This is a genomic window from Syntrophobacter fumaroxidans MPOB (genome assembly GCF_000014965.1).
Lineage (GTDB): Bacteria > Desulfobacterota > Syntrophobacteria > Syntrophobacterales > Syntrophobacteraceae > Syntrophobacter > Syntrophobacter fumaroxidans.
The window spans coordinates 1,947,518-1,964,470 of sequence record NC_008554.1 but is presented as its reverse complement, the minus strand read 5'-3'; the positions used below and the strand labels follow the sequence as shown (position 1 = coordinate 1,964,470).

The 16,953-nt window shown below is 60.2% G+C and carries 13 protein-coding genes; 8 read left to right on the top strand and 5 right to left on the bottom strand.

The genetic code is table 11. The features are described 5' to 3' along the window. The first annotated feature begins 476 nt into the window (after window positions 1-476). The 8 genes from SFUM_RS08320 to SFUM_RS08285 all read left to right on the top strand — a co-directional run bounded on the left by SFUM_RS08320 (window position 477) and on the right by SFUM_RS08285 (window position 9,019). Complete coding sequence (locus SFUM_RS08320) at window positions 477-3,026, top strand: TIGR03960 family B12-binding radical SAM protein (protein WP_011698467.1); 2,550 nt, start codon at window positions 477-479, stop codon at window positions 3,024-3,026. Continuing rightward, the gene (locus tag SFUM_RS08315) at window positions 2,998-4,590 is read left to right on the top strand and encodes an Rne/Rng family ribonuclease (RefSeq protein WP_011698466.1); all 1,593 of its coding nucleotides are present in this window, start codon (window positions 2,998-3,000) and stop codon (window positions 4,588-4,590) included. The genes SFUM_RS08320 and SFUM_RS08315 overlap by 29 nt, the downstream gene beginning before the upstream one ends. 409 nt (window positions 4,591-4,999) lie before the next feature. Then, window positions 5,000-6,301, top strand: a complete 1,302-nt coding sequence (gene hemL / locus SFUM_RS08310; protein WP_011698465.1) for a glutamate-1-semialdehyde 2,1-aminomutase — start codon at window positions 5,000-5,002, stop codon at window positions 6,299-6,301. Window positions 6,302-6,376: 75 nt separating this feature from the next. Beyond that, window positions 6,377-6,616 carry an AtpZ/AtpI family protein gene (locus SFUM_RS08305; RefSeq protein ID WP_011698464.1) on the top strand — a complete coding sequence of 80 codons (240 nt, stop codon included), beginning with the start codon at window positions 6,377-6,379 and terminating at the stop codon, window positions 6,614-6,616. A gap of 29 nt (window positions 6,617-6,645) precedes the next feature. Next, on the top strand, window positions 6,646-7,017 hold the full coding sequence (locus SFUM_RS08300) for an ATP synthase subunit I (protein ID WP_167321327.1): 372 nt from the start codon (window positions 6,646-6,648) through the stop codon (window positions 7,015-7,017). Window positions 7,018-7,020: 3 nt separating this feature from the next. Beyond that, window positions 7,021-7,740: a F0F1 ATP synthase subunit A gene (gene atpB / locus SFUM_RS08295; protein WP_011698462.1), complete on the top strand. Its 720-nt coding sequence runs from the start codon at window positions 7,021-7,023 to the stop codon at window positions 7,738-7,740. Between the two features lie 88 nt (window positions 7,741-7,828). Next, window positions 7,829-8,200 (top strand): ATP synthase F0 subunit C, encoded by a 372-nt coding sequence (gene atpE / locus SFUM_RS08290; protein WP_083763992.1) that lies wholly within the window; start codon window positions 7,829-7,831, stop codon window positions 8,198-8,200. Between the two features lie 186 nt (window positions 8,201-8,386). After that, window positions 8,387-9,019, top strand: a complete 633-nt coding sequence (locus tag SFUM_RS08285; protein ID WP_011698460.1) for a redox-sensing transcriptional repressor Rex — start codon at window positions 8,387-8,389, stop codon at window positions 9,017-9,019. Between the two features lie 289 nt (window positions 9,020-9,308). Here SFUM_RS08285 and uvrA read toward each other — a convergent pair whose 3' ends face one another. From uvrA to SFUM_RS08260, 5 genes are read right to left on the bottom strand one after another with little or no spacing between them, the layout of a single operon-like run. Continuing rightward, window positions 9,309-11,924: an excinuclease ABC subunit UvrA gene (gene uvrA / locus SFUM_RS08280; protein ID WP_150109467.1), complete on the bottom strand. Its 2,616-nt coding sequence runs from the start codon at window positions 11,922-11,924 to the stop codon at window positions 9,309-9,311. Window positions 11,925-11,960: 36 nt separating this feature from the next. Further along, window positions 11,961-12,998, bottom strand: coding sequence for a 4-hydroxythreonine-4-phosphate dehydrogenase PdxA (gene pdxA / locus SFUM_RS08275; RefSeq protein ID WP_011698458.1), 1,038 nt, complete (start codon window positions 12,996-12,998; stop codon window positions 11,961-11,963). 38 nt (window positions 12,999-13,036) lie between these two features. Next, the gene (gene nadA, locus SFUM_RS08270) at window positions 13,037-13,951 is read right to left on the bottom strand and encodes a quinolinate synthase NadA (RefSeq protein WP_011698457.1); all 915 of its coding nucleotides are present in this window, start codon (window positions 13,949-13,951) and stop codon (window positions 13,037-13,039) included. A 9-nt stretch (window positions 13,952-13,960) separates the two neighbouring features. Continuing rightward, entirely contained in the window at window positions 13,961-14,704 is a 744-nt protein-coding gene (locus SFUM_RS08265) for a LolA family protein (RefSeq protein WP_011698456.1), read from the bottom strand. Between the two features lie 18 nt (window positions 14,705-14,722). Continuing rightward, complete coding sequence (locus tag SFUM_RS08260; RefSeq protein WP_011698455.1) at window positions 14,723-16,927, bottom strand: DNA translocase FtsK; 2,205 nt, start codon at window positions 16,925-16,927, stop codon at window positions 14,723-14,725. Window positions 16,928-16,953 lie beyond the last annotated feature (26 nt).

The following is a 16,953-nucleotide window of genomic DNA, read 5'->3' as shown; positions in this document are numbered from 1 at the left end:
CAGGAAAAAGCGATAACACGCTCCCTTGAAGATTGCAAGCGGAATTTAAGCCCAAAGACCGGCTTCCCCCCTTGGAGGATCCCGGGAGCCACCCTTTGCCCTGGAATGGAATGTAATGCCTGACGTGCGCGAGCACAATGGGAGGTCGGATTCCCCGTTGCGGGACGGCGAAACGGAGCGATTCCGACGGGTTCCGTCCCGGGAAACCGCGCGCTTCAATTGCCCGCGGCCGCTTTTGGGTTGACTCTTTTCCGGGAAGAAAAGTATAAATATATGTTTTACTTTGCGGAAATCTTCCGGCCCGGGCGTTGTCGAAGGGCCGTGCGAATGTCCGTCGTCTCTTTCCGACAAATTGCCGAGGCGCCGCGATGCGGCGCTTCCCGGAATGTTTTCATATGCGTTCCGTTCAGCTCCGAATGCGGATGAACGCGGGATGCACCGCCGGCGCTCGACGCCGGTGCACAGGAAGTTCTCGAATGCTGGAGAAAACGCTGTACGGCATTGAAAAGCCCGGACGCTACATAGGAGGTGAGGCGAACGCGTACCGCAAGGATTTCGACGAAGCCGCGGTGCGCTTCGCTCTGGCCTTTCCCGACGTCTATGAAGTGGGGATGAGCCATCTCGGTCTGCGACTGCTCTATCACCTTCTCAACCGGATGGATGACGTCATGGCGGACCGGGTGTATGCGCCGTGGCTCGACTATGAGGAAAGGTTGAGGTCGCTGCGGCAGCCTCTGCGAGGCATCGAAACCGATCGGCCCCTTTCGGAGTTTGATTTCCTGGGCTTCAGCCTGCAGTATGAGCTGAGCTATACGAACATCCTGACGATGCTCGACCTGGGGAACATCCCATTCGAGTCAAGCCTGCGGACCGCCGGGCATCCCTTTGTGATCGCCGGCGGGCCGTGTGCTTTCAACCCGGAACCGCTGGCGGACGTTTTCGATCTGGTCGTCCTCGGAGAAGCCGAAGAAGTTCTGGCGGAACTGGTGAAGCTCTACAGGGACTGGAAGCGATCGGATGGAAGGCGGCGTCGGGCGTTTTTGGATGAAGCCCGCAAGATCGAAGGAGTGTACGTCCCGTCGCTCTTTGAAGTCCGTTATCTGCGGGACGGCGCAATCGCCTCCGTGGAGCCTTTGGTTGAAGAGTACCGCTCGATCGGGAAACGGTTGGTCCTCGACCTCGACAACGGCAGTCCCATTCCGGAGAACCCCCTGGTGCCGCTGTTGGACATCGTGCACAATCGGCTGGGGGTGGAGATCGCTCGAGGGTGTACGAGGGGGTGCAGGTTCTGCCAGGCCGGCTTCATTTATCGGCCCGTGCGGGAGCGCGATCCCCGGGTGGTGTTGAGCAAGGCTGAAACGGCGCTCGCCAACAGCGGTTTTGAGGAAATGTCCCTGCTTTCCTTGAGCACCGGCGACTACTGCCGGATCCAGCCCCTCCTGGCGGCGCTCATGGAGCGTTGCGCACCGGAGAGAATCGCGGTTTCCCTGCCGTCCATGCGCGTGGGCACGCTGACCCCGCAGCTTATGGAGCTCATCCGCAAGGTCCGCAAGACCGGCTTTACGCTTGCCCCTGAGGCAGGCAGTGAACGGCTGCGCCGCGTGATCAACAAAGGGGTCCGGGACGAGGACCTGCTGGATGCCGCCGAGAATGCGTACGGTCTCGGATGGCGCCTGCTGAAGCTGTATTTCATGACGGGATTGCCCACGGAGACCGATGACGACCTGGAGTGCCTGGTGGACCTGTGCGAGAAGGTCTGGCGGCTGGGGAAGACATCCCGGTCTTCGGTCAACGTATCGATTTCCACGTTCGTGCCCAAGCCGCAGACTCCCTTTCAATGGGTGCCGCAATTGTCGCGACCGGAAATGGAGCGCCGCCTGGGCCTGTTCAAGGAACGGTTGAGGAAGCCCGGGATGCGCCTCAAATGGCACCATCCGGCTCACAGCATGCTGGAGGCCGTCTTCGCCCGGGGCGACCGCAGGCTGCTCGGGCCTCTGGTTCGTGCATGGCGGCTCGGGGCGAGGTTCGACGGCTGGACCGAGTTTCTTCGAGAGGACATATGGGAACGCGCGTTCCGGGAAACCGGGGTCGATCCTTCCTTTTACAGTCTCCGGGAACGGGCGGTCGATGAGACCCTGCCCTGGGACCACCTTTCCGCCCGGGTGAAAAAGGATTTTCTGCGGAAGGAATATGAACGGTCTCTGGCCGGGGAATTCACCGGCGACTGCCGGTGGGATCGGTGTTCGCAGTGCGGAGCCTGCGATCATGAGCGGGTCGGGCCCGTGCTGTTTCGGGACGAAGCAGTCGCCGCGACGGCCGCGGCACACGCGGCCGGGGGCGGCGAGGACCGGACGTTCCTGTACGTGGTGCGCTATTCGAAGTTGGGCAAGGCGCGGTTTCTCGGTCAGCTTGAAATCGCCCGGAGCTTCAGCCGGGCGGTGCGACGGGAACGCTTGCCCGCCGTCTATTCACAGGGTTTTCACCCTCACCTCAAGATGTCCTTCGGCGAAGCCATGCCCGTGGGTATGGAAACTTTGGTGGGGGAAGCCTCGCTCGCCCTTGCCGTAAAGCTCGATCCCGATGAGGTCGGCCGTCGGCTCAACAGGCATCTCCCCCCCGGGGTTCGCATCGAGGAGGTCCGTTGCCTGGAAAAGAAACCGCCTGCCTGCGCCAGGGGCCGGGCCACCTACCGGATATCTCACTTGAGCCTTTTCGTGGTGAGGAGTATCTTGCAGGTCTGGTCCCAGCGCCTCGACCTCGAACTGGTGAAGAAGACCAAGAAAGGGGAAGTGAGGGCGCAGCTCGGGGACGTTCTTCTCGATGTCCGGCAGGTGAATGATTCCTCCCTTGAAATGGATCTCCTGGAGACTCAACAGATGAGCATCAGGCCGGGGGCGATCATGCTTCAGCTGCTGCCCGAGGCGAGCGACCAGATAGCCGAATGCGGGATCTGCAAAGTAGCGATCTCACCCTTTGCGGAATTGGAGGGAAAAGAGGATGTCCGCAGAGCTAATTATCAACGGTAGCGCTTTTGAGACTCGTGTGGCCCTGGTGGAAAACGGCCAGGTGGCGGAGCTCCACATCGAGCGCAGCTCGGATCGAGGGATTGCCGGCAACATCTACAAGGGACGCGTCGTCAAGGTGCTGCCCGGGATGCAGGCCGCCTTTGTCGATATCGATCTGGAGAAGGCCGCCTTTCTGTATGTCAGCGACATCCACCATCCCATGGGCGACGTTGAGCAACTGCTTCTGTCCACGTGCGAGGTGGAACCGGACGTCGAAAAGGTCGACTCGGCCAGGGAACCGGGCGCGCCCGAATTCCAGGACGTGCTTGATCTCCAGAGATATTACAGCAGCGTTCCCATCGAGGAGCGCCTCCAGGAAGGCCAGGAAATCCTGGTCCAGGTGGCCAAGGAACCGATCGGACACAAGGGCGCGCGCATCACGACGCACATCACGCTTCCCGGAAGGCATCTGGTTTTCATGCCCACCATGGATCACGTAGGGGTGTCGAGGCGCATCGAGAACGAGGTGGAACGCAAGCGACTCCGGGAAATCATGTGCGAAATCAAACCCTCCCACTGCGGGTTCATTGTGAGGACCGCTGCGGAAGGAGCCGAACCGGAGAAGTTGCAGGTCGAAGTCGATTTCCTCGTGAAGGTCTGGCAGAACATTCAGCGCCGATTCGAAAGCGCATCGGTTCCTTCCCTCGTTTACCAGGAATTGGACATTACGCTGCGGGCCGTGCGCGATCTGTTCACAAAGGAAGTGGATCGGCTCGTGATCGATTCCCGGAGCGAGCACAAGAAAATCACGAATTTCATTGAAACGTTCCTGCCCGCCCTGCAGAGTTCCATCGAGCTTTACGAAGGGGATGAACCCATTTTCGACGCGTACGGCATCGAAATGGAAGTCCAGCGGGCGCTGAGCAAGAAAATCTGGTTGAAGTCCGGAGGCTACATCGTCATCGAGATGACCGAAGCGCTCACCGCCGTCGACGTCAACACCGGACGGTACGTGGGGAAGCGCAACCTGGAGGAGACTATTCTCAAGACCAACCTGGAGGCGGTGAAGGAAATCGCATACCAGCTCAGGCTGCGCAACATCGGGGGAATCATCATCATCGATTTCATCGACATGGAAAAGGAGAGCAACCGGGAAAAGGTGTGCAACGCCCTCAAAGACGCCATGCATAAGGACAAGAGCAAGACCAACATCCTTCACATGTCGGAACTGGGGCTCATCGAAATGACCCGCAAGCGGACCCGGGAAAGCATCGGGCAGGTGCTTTGCGAGCCGTGCTTCTATTGCGAGGGCGAGGGCTACCTGAAATCACGGCAGACGGTTTGTTACGAGATCCTGCGGGAATTGGAGCGCGAGAAGCGTGATCTGTACGGTCAGAATATCATGGTGCTGGCGCATCCGGAGGTCGCCGCGCGGTTCTGCGACGAGGACCGGGGACCGCTCGAAAGAGTGGAGGAGACGCTCCATGCGCGCATAATGGTAAAGGGAGACCCGGGCTTTCACCTGGAACAATACGAGATTGCGCCGCTCGAAAGCGAGAAGCGTGTCGGGGATGGCGTTTCTTGAAAGCATCTCGGAAAAAAGCGGGCGCGGCATGCCTGAACGGACCCGGTCCCGTAGGGAGGGCATCTCCGCCCGCGTGACCTACGTCTGACGGGCAGGTGTTTTGTCATCTTGAACGCACCTCGGTCTGAAACCCAAAGCGGGGAGTTTGACTCCCCGGATTTGTATCTGAATTGAGCGTTTCCTGCCACGGGGCGGGGAAAGCGCGATTCACCGCGAGGGGGCAGGCCTTGCCCTTGCCCGACCGACTGGTCGGCCTTTCGCGGGAGCGGGCTTTGCGCCTGCCCGGATCGGCGCTTTGAGCCATGGAATCGCTCACATCAAGTCACCCTCCGTTCAGGCTCCCCGGGACGGGATGCGCCGCAGTTCCCGGCCCCGGGACCTTTATGCGCGGGGAGGAAGCGAGAAACTGATGACGAGAGATCGATCCAACCTTCTCTATGAAGACGCCGGCCGGTTCATTCCCGGGGGCGTCAACAGCCCGGTGCGCTCGGGGCGGGCCGTCGGCACGAACCCCATCTTTATCCGGGAAGCCAAGGGCTGTTATTTGTGGGACGAGGACGGCAACCGCTATGTGGACTTTGTGGCTTCCTGGGGTCCCCTGATTGTCGGGCACGCTCACCCGGCGGTGGTGGAAGCGGTGCGCGCGGCGGTGGAAAAGGGGACTTCCTACGGTATCCCCACGGAGATCGAAGTGCGGATGGCCCGCAAGGTGGTGGAGATGGTGCCGTCCATCGAGATGGTGCGGATGGTGAACTCGGGCACCGAGGCCACGATGAGCGCTATCCGGCTGGCGAGGGGGTATACCGGAAGGCCCGGCATCATCAAATTCAACGGCTGCTACCACGGGCACGGAGATTGCCTGCTGGTCAAGGCCGGGTCCGGGCTGGCCACCTTCGGAATCCCCGGGTCGCCGGGAGTTCCCGAGGAAGTCGTGCGCCACACCATCCCCCTCTCGTACAACGACCTCGATGAAGTCGAGAGCGTCATGGAGCGGGACGGGGACCGGATCGCCGCCATCATCCTGGAACCGGTCGCGGCCAACATGGGATTGGTGCTTCCCAGGCCGGGATTCCTGGAGGGGCTGCGCAAGCTTTGCGACAAGCACGGGGCGCTGCTGATCTTCGATGAGGTCATTACGGGGTTCCGGCTCGCTCGCGGAGGAGCACAGGAATTCTTCGGGGTCACCCCCGATCTCACCTGCCTGGGAAAGATCATCGGCGGGGGTCTCCCGGTGGGGGCCTATGGGGGAAGACGCGACATCATGATGAAGATGGCTCCCGTGGGCAACGTTTACCAGGCAGGGACGCTCTCCGGGAACCCCCTGGCCATGGCGGCCGGGCTCGCCACGCTCGACCTGCTCTGCGAGGACGGGGTGTATGAGTCCCTGGAAGAGAAGACGAACCATCTGGTCGATGGACTCAATGAGGCGGCCGGGGCCGCCGGGGTGCCGGTATTCACCAGCCGGATCGCCTCCCTGGGGTGCGGCTTCTTCACTTCCGAGCCCGTTTTCGACTTCGCGTCGGCCCTCGCCTCCAACACGGATGCCTACGCCGTCTTCTTCCGGGAGATGTTGAACCGGGGGGTGTACTTCGCGCCGGCACAGTTCGAAGCGTTCTTTTTGAGCATGGCGCACGAAAGCAAAGATCTGGATTTCACCATCGAAGCGGCCGGAAATGCATTCGTGCGGGTCAAGGAGCTTTGTGCATTTTAATCCGTGAAAATAGCCGTTGACGCGCAGGGGGTAGTGTGATAGGCATGCGTGTGAACATTTACACGAGATGAGCCCTTGAAGGAAGAAAACAGGAAATATCTAAGGCAGCTGGCGGACGCCAGCTCAGTGGGGCTTCAGTTCGTTTTGTCGATTTTCATCGGTATTCTCTTTGGCCGCTGGCTGGATAAAACGTTTGACTCCTCACCGTTGCTCACTTTGATTTTTCTCGTGTTCGGAATCGCTGCCGGTTTTCTCAACTATTATCGGTTTGCGGTGAAGCAGCGTAAGGAAGACGAAAAGGGCTCCGGCAAGTAGTGGGGGACACACTGGCAGGTGAAAGGCTTGTGCGGCGCATCGAGCGGGTCGGCGCCATCCTGCTGGCGGCCGCGACGCTTGGGGCGTGGGTTCTTTATGATGCCCGGATGGCTCTTGGCGTGTTTCTGGGTGGAGTCATCGTCATCTTGAGCTTCCAGGTGCTCAAGTGGCAGCTCAGGCGGGCGTTCCTGGTGCCCGGCAGGATTCCGGGCAAAGCAGGGCTCTTCGCCAGTTACTACCTGCGTTTCCTGGCGACGTTGTTCCTGGTGTTCGTGGTCATGTATTACGGATGGGCGAACCCCATTGCTTTTGTGGTTGGGCTGTCCGTGGTGGTTTTGAGCATATTTCTGGTTGGAGGGCTGGAACTATTGGTGTTGCTGGCAAAAAAGGGGGAAAGCTGAGTTATGGAACACCCGATTCTTTTCTTGAATCTGCTGTTTGAGAAGCTGGGCCTTCACGTGGTTGGCCCGGAGCAGGCCAAGTCCTTTGGAGATTTCCTGCTTCAGCCTCATGTGACCTACACGTGGGTGGTCATGCTGGTTCTGCTCGGCTTGGGCAGTATGGCCGCCAAGGGCCTCGAAATGGTGCCCAAGGGCGCTCAGAACTTTTTTGAAGTCGTGATCACCGGCATCGAGGATTTCATGATCTCGATCACCGGGGAGGAGGGACGTTTCGTGTTCCCCCTGATCGCGTCCCTCGGGATGTTTATCCTTTTCAGCAACTACCTCGGCATGATTCCGGGGTTCTTCTCTCCCACGGCGAACATCAATACGACGGCGGCCTGTGCGCTGATCTCGGTGGTGTTCACGCACGTGATCGGCATCAAATTCCACGGCGTCAAGTACATCAAGCATTTTATGGGGCCCGTCTGGTGGCTGACTCCGCTCATCATGCCCATTGAAATCATCGGTCACATCGCCCGTGTGCTCAGCCTCTCCATCCGTCTTTTCGGGAACGTGTTCGGAGAAGAGCTGGTGCTGGGGATTCTGTTTTTCCTGGCCGGTTTCTACCTGGCGCCCCTGCCGATGATGTTCCTGGGATTGTTCACCGGATTCATCCAGGCATTCATTTTCTGCCTGCTGTCCATGATGTATTTCGCCGGAGCGATCGAACACGCGCATTAAACTGGCGGTTAGGGTTGGAGGAAGGCCGTTCGACATATTGGTTGTGGTTTCGAGGCACTGTTTCAAACAAACAAGGAGGTTTTTCTAAATGTCCAGGAAAGTTACGCTTTTTACGACGTTGTTGGTCCTCGGGTTGACTGCCGCCGCTTTCGCCGCTGAGGCGGGTGGTGGTGAAAAGGCAGCCGGTGTGCAGTTCTTCGTTTACTCCGCTGTTGCCGCCGGTTTCGGCATCGCGATCGCCGCTTTCGGTTGCGGTATCGGCCAGGGCATGGCGGTTCGTGGCGCGGTCGAAGGCATCGCCCGCAATCCCGAGGCTTCCGGCAAGGTTACGGTTACCATGCTGATCGGTCTGGCCATGATCGAGTCCCTCTCGATCTACGCCCTGGTTGTTTCTCTGATCCTCATCTACGCGAACCCCGTGTCCACCGCGATGCAGGGTTTTGTGGGTCTGGGCAAATAACCCGGCTGTGAAATCGTGTACCGGGGGCGGGATTCAAACCCGCCCCCGGGTCTGATTACGGAAAGCCTTCGGGCTTTTTTTTGGGCCGAGCAATGTGAATTATATCACACAATTGCGCTGAATATCTTCACCGCGCAAAGCTGCTGGTCATTCGCAAATCCAGCGGCTTGTCTCTTGAGGTCGGGAATGAAATTTGCCAAAATTCCAATGGCTACCATCATCAGACTCTCGATTTACATGCGGACTCTGCAGGAATTGCTGGAAGACGATGTGGATGTGATCTCCTCGGAGAGGTTGGCCAAGCAATGCGGAGTCAATCCCGCGCAGATTCGCAAAGACCTCGCGTACTTCGGCGAATTCGGGGTGAGGGGAGTCGGTTACCGGGTGAACGAACTGGTCAATCAGATCAAGGAAATCCTCGGTCTCAACCGCCCGTGGAACCTGGCCATGGTGGGGCTGGGGAACCTGGGATCGGCGCTCATCCGGCATGGTAATTTCATCAAGCACGGATACATGTTCACCGCGGCCTTCGATGTCGATCCCCAGAAAGTCGGGAAGCGACTGCCCAACGGTCTGGTCATCAATCACGTCGATGAGCTTGAAGACGTCATCAAGGAACGCGAAGTGCACGTGGGGATCATCACCACTCCGGCGAGCGAGGCGCAAAGTGTGGCCAATCAACTGGTGCTGGCCGGTATAAACGGCATCTTGAATTTCGCGCCCGTGCAGATTCAGGTTCCGGACTGCTGCCATGTGGAGAATGTCGATTTCACGATAAAGCTCGATTCCATCGCTTACCATCTCTCTTTCGGAAGCTGATTCAGCCAATCGCTCTTCTTGAAACGTTTCCCCGGAAAATCAATCGGATCGTTCGCCGGATGGGCGGGTATGGCCGAACTTCTCCTGCCCGGGAACGAGTGGCCGCTCATCGACGATCGCGGAAGACTGAGGGGCTCGTCCCCGCTTTCACAAATCTTTCAACCCAATTCACGGTAAAACCACGCGACACCGGCTCGTCGGGCTGTGCGGCGGGCGTGCCGAGCCATGTCTCCGCGTCGCGGAATTCCTCCGCAGGGGTGCGCCGGTCGGATGGCGCATGGGGAAAACATCATTCCCTCCCGTCAAGTTTACCTTCCGGAACGGAAGTTCGTTTCAAAACCTCCCTCAGGTAACGGCCGGTAAAGGAAGATTCAACCGTGGAAAGCTCCTCCGGGCTGCCGGCTCCGATGAGATACCCGCCTTGCTCTCCTCCTTCAGGGCCCAAATCGATCACGTAGTCGGCTGTCTTGACCACGTCGGGATGATGTTCGATAAGAATCACCGTGTGGCCGAGGTCGACCAGCCTCTGGAGCACGTGCAGCAGCCGCTCGATGTCTTCGAAATGCAAGCCGGTAGTGGGTTCGTCGAGGATGTAGAGCGCCCTTCCGATTCCCTTGACGCCGAGTTCCGCGGCCAGTTTGACGCGTTGTGCTTCACCGCCCGACAAAGTGTTGGCCGGCTGCCCGAGCCGAAGGTATCCGAGGCCCACTTCAATGAGGGTATCGAGCTTGGCGCGGATGGCGGTGAAGTTCTCAAACAAAACGACCGCTTCGTGCACGGTCATGTCGAGCACGGAGGCGATGGAATGCCCCTTGAAAAGGATGTCCAGGGTGTCGTTGCCGTAGCGCGTTCCGCCGCAGACCGGGCAAGTGACGTAGACGTCGGGCAGGAAGTACATTTCGATCCGCTGAAGGCCTTCTCCCTTGCAGGCTTCACAGCGGCCCCCCTTGGCATTGAAGGAGAACCGCGCCGGACGGTATCCTCGGGCGCGGGCTTCAGGCACTTGCGAGAATACCTGGCGGATGTGGTCGAAAAGGCCGGAATAGGTGGCGGGGGTGGATCTTGGCGTCTTGCCCAGCGGTGACTGATCGATGAGAAGGATTTTCCCGACGGCTTCGGCATTGCCGAGGGTGTCGAAAGGGGCGACAGGGCTTCGGCTGCCGTGAAGTCGCCGGGCGAGCGCCCTGTAAAGTGTGTGCAGGACAAGCGTGCTTTTCCCCGAACCCGAAACCCCCGTGACACAGATCAGGCAGCCCAGCGGGAAATCGACGTCGATGTTTTTCAGGTTGTGCCCACGCGCCCCGCGCAGTTGGAGTGTGCCTCGAGCGAAAGGCTTCCGTCTGGGCGGGATGGATATGACCTTGCGGCCGGAGAGGTACTTCCCGGTCAAGGAATCGGGATGCTCGAGCATTTGGGCGGCAGTGCCGGAAAAGACCACCTCCCCGCCGCCGGCTCCGGCTCCGGGCCCCATGTCCACCACGTGGTCGGCCTCGAGGATGGTCTGCCGGTCGTGCTCGACCACGATGACGCTGTTGCCCGCGTCGCGCAGGCGGAAGAGAATGTCGAGCAGTTTCCGGTGATCCCGGGGGTGAAGACCGATGCTGGGTTCATCGAGCACGTAGAGCACGCCGGAAAGCGAGGAACTGAGCTGGTGCGCCAGACGGATACGCTGAGCCTCTCCGCCGGAAAGTGTGTCGGCCGCGCGGTCCAGGGTGAGATACGCCAGTCCCAGTTCGAGCAGGTGGTTCAAGCGGCCGATGATTTCCCGCAGGGGACGATCCGCGATCAGCGCCTGTGAGGAAGAGAGGTTCAAGTCCGCGAGCCAGTCCAACACGGCCTGCAGCTGAAGCCCGCACGCTTCGTGGATGCCCAGGCCGCCCAGGAAAAAAGACCGTGCCGATCCATTGAGCCTCGATCCGCCGCAGGACGGGCAGATTGTCCTTCCGGGATGGGACTCCCCATCCCCCTCCTCGACTCCGGCGTCCCCGTCATCCGTTCCGGTTGCCGGCCCGCGAATCCTCACCCGCCGGCCCGGCTCGGGAACGGTATGATCCAGAAAACCCAGACCGCGGCATTCCGGGCAGGTTCCCAGGGGATGGTGAAAGGAAAAGAGGCTGGGTGTCGGCCTGGGCACATCGTATCCGCAGGCGACGCAGCGGTGAGCTTCGCTGAAGCGCATCTCGCCGCCCTCGAGGCGCACTGCGCCGGTCATGCCGCGACCGATTCCGGCGGCAACCTCGAAAGAGTCGGTCAACCTGCGTGCCCTCGATTCGTCGAGCACGATGCGATCGACGACGACTTCGAGGCGGAATTCAGCGCGCCGGGGAAGAAGCGGCAAGGGATCCAGCTCGAAGACGACGTCATCCATCCTGATCCTGGCGAAGCCGTCTCTTGTCAGCTTCTGCAAAACTTTCGGGAGATGCTTTGCAGGGACGGGTTCAAGGGGGGCTACAATCAGGAGCCTGCTGCCGGAAGGCCATGCGGCCAATACCTCCTGAACCATTTGCGGCACCGTGTGGGCTCGGACGGGATGTCCGCAGGAAGGACAGTGCGCGATGGAGAGGCGGGCATACAGGAGCCGCAGATAGTCGTTGATTTCGGTGAGTGTTCCGACCGTGGACCTTGGATTGCGCGGCAATCCTTTCTGTTCGATGGCTATGGCGGGACTCAGTCCGCGGATTTCATCGACGGGGGGAGCGGAGAGCCGCTGCAGCATCTGCCGCGCATGGGTGGAGAGGGATTCGACATAGCGGCGCCGGCCTTCGGAAAAAAGGGTGTCGAAGGCCAGCGAGGATTTTCCCGAACCGCTGACGCCGGTGATGACCACGAACCGGTTTCTGGGAAGCTCCAGATCGATGTTTTTCAGGTTGTGCCCGCGGGCGCCTTTGATGACGATCTGATCCATGGGTGCCATCTGTTCGGACGGAATGCAGCGTTTCGTTCAGGGTACGACCGGCGAAACCGCGGCAAACCGGTTGTGCGCCATCAACGCAGCAAGCTGCACGGCGGCGGTCAGGCTTCCGGGATGGGCCCTGCCGGTACCCGCCAGATCGTAAGCCGTTCCATGATCGACCGAGGTCCTGACGATGGGGAGGCCGAGGGAGACGTTGACCGCGTCGTAGAAGTGAACGAGCTTGATGGGCACCAGGCCCTGGTCGTGGTACATGGCTACGACGGCATCGAATTCGCCCGCATGAGCCCGCTGGAACAAGGTATCGGCCGGGTACGGGCCGGTGACCGTACAGCGGCCCGGAGGGCGGAGGCTTTCTATTGCGGGCCGGAGGATCTCGATCTCTTCTCTTCCGAACCGGCCTTCTTCTCCGGCATGCGGATTCAGTCCCGCCACCGCAAGGCGCGGGGCCTGCAGGCCGAAATCGCGGATCAGGGCTTCAGCCGTGATCCGGATCACCTCCCGCAGCATCTCGACGTTCAAGAGGGCCGGAACATCCGCGAGGGCTTCATGAATGGTGGCCAGGGACACCCTCAGCCTGGGGCCGGCAAGCATCATGACGACCCGCCGGGAACCGGTGAGTGCCTGGAGGAATTCCGTGTGGCCGGGAAAGTCGAAACCGTGCTCGTGCATGCGGGCTTTGTTGATCGGCCCCGTGCAGACTCCTCGCACCTGGCCCGCCAAGGCGAAAGCCACGGCGCTCTCGATATATCGCACGACGGCCCCGCAGGTCGCGGCGGTCGGTCTTCCGTGCTCGATGTCGCGTCCGGAAAGCTCCACCGGGGCGATCAGCGGGATGCGGTCGGACCCGGGATCGTCGGGAAGCTCCGCCGGTTCCCGGAGGACAAGGACCTTCTTGGACGCACCGCTCAGGGCCATCGATCTTTGGAGAGCGGACGGGTCCCCTACGACGATGGGCGTGCAGCACTCAAAGAGGGTGGGGGAGGCGAGCGCCTGTGCAATGACGTCGGGGCCGACCCCACAGGGATCGCCCATGGTAAGGGCTATGCGAGGTTTGCTGCTGCTCATCGGTTCGGGCAATCCTTCCGCGGTATCCCGGACCATCCTCAACGGATGGCGAGCATACGCTCCACGGCTTCCAGCGCCCGGAGGCGGATATCCTCGGGCACGGTGATCCGGGGCTCCATCGTCTCCATCGAGCGCAGCACGTCCTCGAGGCTCGTCTTCTTCATGTCCGGGCACACCATCGTATTGGATGCGGGATAGAGGCGCTTTTCCGGGTTCCTCTTCTGCATGGGATACAAGATGCCCGTTTCCGTGCCGATGATGAACGACGACTCGCTGCTTTCGCTCACGAACCGAAGCATACCGGAGGTGCTGTGCACCAGGTCAGCCAGTTCCAGGACTTCCGGGCGGCATTCGGGATGAGCGATGAACAGGGCTTCCGGATGCTCGGCCTTCCGTTTGCGGACTTGCTCGGCGGTGAGCTTGTGGTGAATCGGGCAATAACCCTCCCAGTAATGGATCGTCTTACCCGTATGGCGGGCGGTATACATGGCGAGGTTCTGATCCGGGGCCATGTAGAGCGTATCTGCGTCCTTGAACGATTGGGCGACGCGGATGCAGTTCGATGAAGTGCAGCAGACGGTGCTCTCCGCTTTCACGGCGGCCGTGGAATTGACATAAGTGATGATCGGTACCCCGGGGTATTGCCTTCGGATATCCTTCACGTTCCCCGGGGTGATCATGTCGGCCATGGGACATCCGGCCCGGGGGTTCGGCAGGAGGACGATTTTGCCCGGATTGAGTATCGCCGCCGTCTCAGCCATGAAACCCACTCCGCAGAAAACAATGACCGCGGCTTCGGTGGCGGAGGCATGCCTGCTGAGCTCGAGCGAATCGCCCGTGAGGTCCGCCACGTCTTGAATGGCGGGCGGCTGGTAGTTGTGGGCAAGGATGATGGCTTTCTTTTCCTGTTTGAGTTCCTGAATGCGTCGAATGGTGTCTTTGCTGACGTTCATGGGTCTTCCCTACTTGGATTGGAGCTTCTGTTTGAGGTTATCGATCTCAGCCGGGCTCAGTTCCCGGCCGTCCATATCGGTGGCGGTGACGCCGGGAGGAGTATCGAGTTCAAAGAGCTTCCGGTCGAGTTGCGGCACGGAATTCTGAGAGTCCAGCATGATGCGGTTGGCGTTGCCCAGGGCATCGTGGCTTTCGATGGTGATGATCTTGTAGGTCTGCAGGTCGATGCGGAGGAACAGTGCCTTGATGTTGGGATCCTCCTGCTTCGGGACCAGCCTCAGGACGGCCGTCGCCTTGCTGGACTGCTTGGGATCGAGGCTGACCTGGAAGTGCTTCTTGAGCTCGACCATGCCGTCGAAAAACGTCTGGGCCAGCGGCGAAGCGAAGAGAGTCTTGGCGTCGAAGAGCGAGATCTGCTTGTCCGCGGGGACATAAAGCCAGGCGAGGTCACGATTGGCGACGAACACCTGGGGTTCGGGTTTCTCATATTCCCAACGCATCTGCCGCGGCTTCTCGTAGAACAATTTACCCGATGCCTGCGTAGTCGTCATCGTGCTCGCGGCCGACGACGTGGTCGATTGGTGGAAATTGGCTGTAAATGCCTGTATCTTCTGATAGTTGGCCTCCGTCTTTTTCAGGATCTCGGACAGGAGCGCAGCTTGGTTCGCGCGCGCCGTTCCGCACCACATGGATGCCAGGATCAGGAACAGAAACAGTCCGCATGAAATGTGAAAGTTCTTCATTGCTCTCATCACGGGTCATTTTCCTCATCAGTTTCGCTTGCCAAAGACTTCGCGCGGCTTGACACCGTCGGACACGCCGACGATTCCCTGCTGCTCCATGACTTCGATCATGCGGGCGGCACGGTTGTATCCCACCCTCAGCCGCCTTTGCAGCATGGAGATCGATGCCTGCCTGGTTTCGATGACCAGTTGAACCGCTTCGTCGTACTTCTCATCCAGTTCCTCCTCGGCGATCTCGTCGCCGGACTTGGAATCTTCAAAATCGACCCTCTCGCGCAACGGGTCTTCAACCAGTTGCTGTGCCCTCCAGAACTGGGTGAGCTTCTGCACCTCGCCGTCGGAGATGAAGGCGCCGTGGATGCGTTGAAGCTTGGCGGTGCCGGGGGGCAGGAAGAGCATGTCGCCAGACCCCAGGAGACTCTCCGCACCGGATGTGTCCAGGATGGTTCGGGAGTCGATACGCGAGGAGACCTGGAAGGAGACTCGCGTGGGGATGTTCGCCTTGATAATGCCGGTCAGCACATCCACCGAAGGCCTCTGCGTGGCCAGAATGAGATGGATCCCGGCGGCGCGCGCCATTTGCGCCAAGCGCGTGATGGACTCCTCGACTTCCCGGGAGGCCACCATCATCAGGTCTGCCAACTCGTCGATGAAGATGACGATATAGGGCAACCGGTGGTGCTTCAGCACGGGTTCTTCCGCGCCGGGATCGTCGGGCTTCGGTTTCGGGGTTTTTTCGCGGGCAAGCGCGCGGTTGTATCCCTCGATGTTGCGGACGTTCTTGTCCGCGAGCAGTCGGTAGCGGAGCTCCATCTCCTCGACGGCCCAGCGCAACGCCCGGGTAGCCATCTTGGCGTCCGTGACGACCGGATGGATCAAGTGCGGTATGCCTTCATAGCTGTTCAGCTCGATTCGCTTCGGGTCGATAAGCAGGAACCGTATATCGTCCGGGGTGTTCCGGTATAAAAAGCTCGTCAGCAGGCTGTTGATGCAAACGCTCTTTCCCGTGCCCGTGGCGCCGGCAATGAGAAGATGCGGCATGCGGGCCAGGTTCGCAACCACCGGCTGCCCCATGATGTCCTTGCCCAGCGCCATGGTCAGGGGCGCGGTGGACGATCCGAATGCCTCCGCCTCCAGCACCGCCCGGATGGTTACCATTTCCCGCCGTAGATTCGGAATCTCTATGCCGATGGCCGCCTTGCCGGGTATCGGGGCCACGACCCGGATGCTGGTGGCCTTCAGAGCCATGGACAGATCATCGGAAAGGCCGACGATGCGGCTGATCTTGATCCCGGGCGCCGGAGCATACTCGTACATGGTGATCACGGGTCCGGGACAGATCCCGATCACTTTTCCCTGCACTCCAAAATCCGCCAGCTTTTCCTCCAAAACCGCCGCATCCTGTTCGAGCCGTTTCCAGTCGGGTTTTTCCGTTTCGGTTTCGTAGGAATCCAACAAATCGAAGGGCGGAATCACATACTGACCCGGGGCTACGACCGGAGGCGCCGGGATCGGAGACTCGACGGGCTTCTTCTTCTCCGCCTTTTTCGGAGGGGCGGGCAGCAGGATCTGCACGGGGGCCGCGGATGTCTTGCCGGGTGCAGCCGTCGTCAGCACCACGGGTTCGACGGTCTGTCGCGAACGGAAAAGCCCGCTCAAAATGCGCCGCGTCGCTGTCGAGATTCCCCGGCAAAGAGACAAAAAGCACCTGCCCGCCCAGTCCAGGAGGGACTTGAGGGTCAGGGGGGTCGAGAGCAGCAGGGCGATGAGGAAGATGCCCGCCAGAAGGATATGCGCACCCACGGAGTGCATCTGTTCCGCCAGGAAGTACGCTATGCCCCTGCCGATGAGCCCTCCGGTCATGAATTCCTGGTCGGCGATCTTGATGGTCTTGTGATGGAGCGCGGCAATGCTGACGGTCGAGAGAATCAGCAAAGACAGGCCGAAAACCTGGAGTCTTCCATAGCGAAGAAAGGCCGTTCCCCGAAAAAGCGCCCAGCTCAGCCACAGTCCGACGTAGACGAGACCGTAGGCACCGATGCCGATGGCGTTGAAGAAAAACCACGCCACGTAGGCTCCGAAAACCCCGACCCAGTTCACCGGCGTCCGGGTCGTGGATGAAGAGCTGAAAATCGTCTGATCCGAAGAATGGAACGACACCAGACTGAACAGAACCAGAAGAGTGAGAGTCAGCACTATGAGTGCCCAGATTTCGTGCTTCTTCTCTTTCACGCCAACCCTCCGGTACGCATCGGCGG

Bases quoted from the DNA above. Each gene is read 5' to 3' on its own strand.
- SFUM_RS08320 (WP_011698467.1), top strand. From the start codon at position 477: ATGCTGGAGAAAACGCTGTACGGCATTGAAAAGCCCGGACGCTACATA.
- SFUM_RS08315 (WP_011698466.1), top strand. From the start codon at position 2,998: ATGTCCGCAGAGCTAATTATCAACGGTAGCGCTTTTGAGACTCGTGTG.
- hemL (WP_011698465.1), top strand. From the start codon at position 5,000: ATGACGAGAGATCGATCCAACCTTCTCTATGAAGACGCCGGCCGGTTC.
- atpB (WP_011698462.1), top strand. From the start codon at position 7,021: ATGGAACACCCGATTCTTTTCTTGAATCTGCTGTTTGAGAAGCTGGGC.
- atpE (WP_083763992.1), top strand. From the start codon at position 7,829: ATGTCCAGGAAAGTTACGCTTTTTACGACGTTGTTGGTCCTCGGGTTG.
- SFUM_RS08285 (WP_011698460.1), top strand. From the start codon at position 8,387: ATGAAATTTGCCAAAATTCCAATGGCTACCATCATCAGACTCTCGATT.
- uvrA (WP_150109467.1), bottom strand. From the start codon at position 11,924: ATGGATCAGATCGTCATCAAAGGCGCCCGCGGGCACAACCTGAAAAAC.
- pdxA (WP_011698458.1), bottom strand. From the start codon at position 12,998: ATGAGCAGCAGCAAACCTCGCATAGCCCTTACCATGGGCGATCCCTGT.
- nadA (WP_011698457.1), bottom strand. From the start codon at position 13,951: ATGAACGTCAGCAAAGACACCATTCGACGCATTCAGGAACTCAAACAG.
- SFUM_RS08265 (WP_011698456.1), bottom strand. From the start codon at position 14,704: ATGAGAGCAATGAAGAACTTTCACATTTCATGCGGACTGTTTCTGTTC.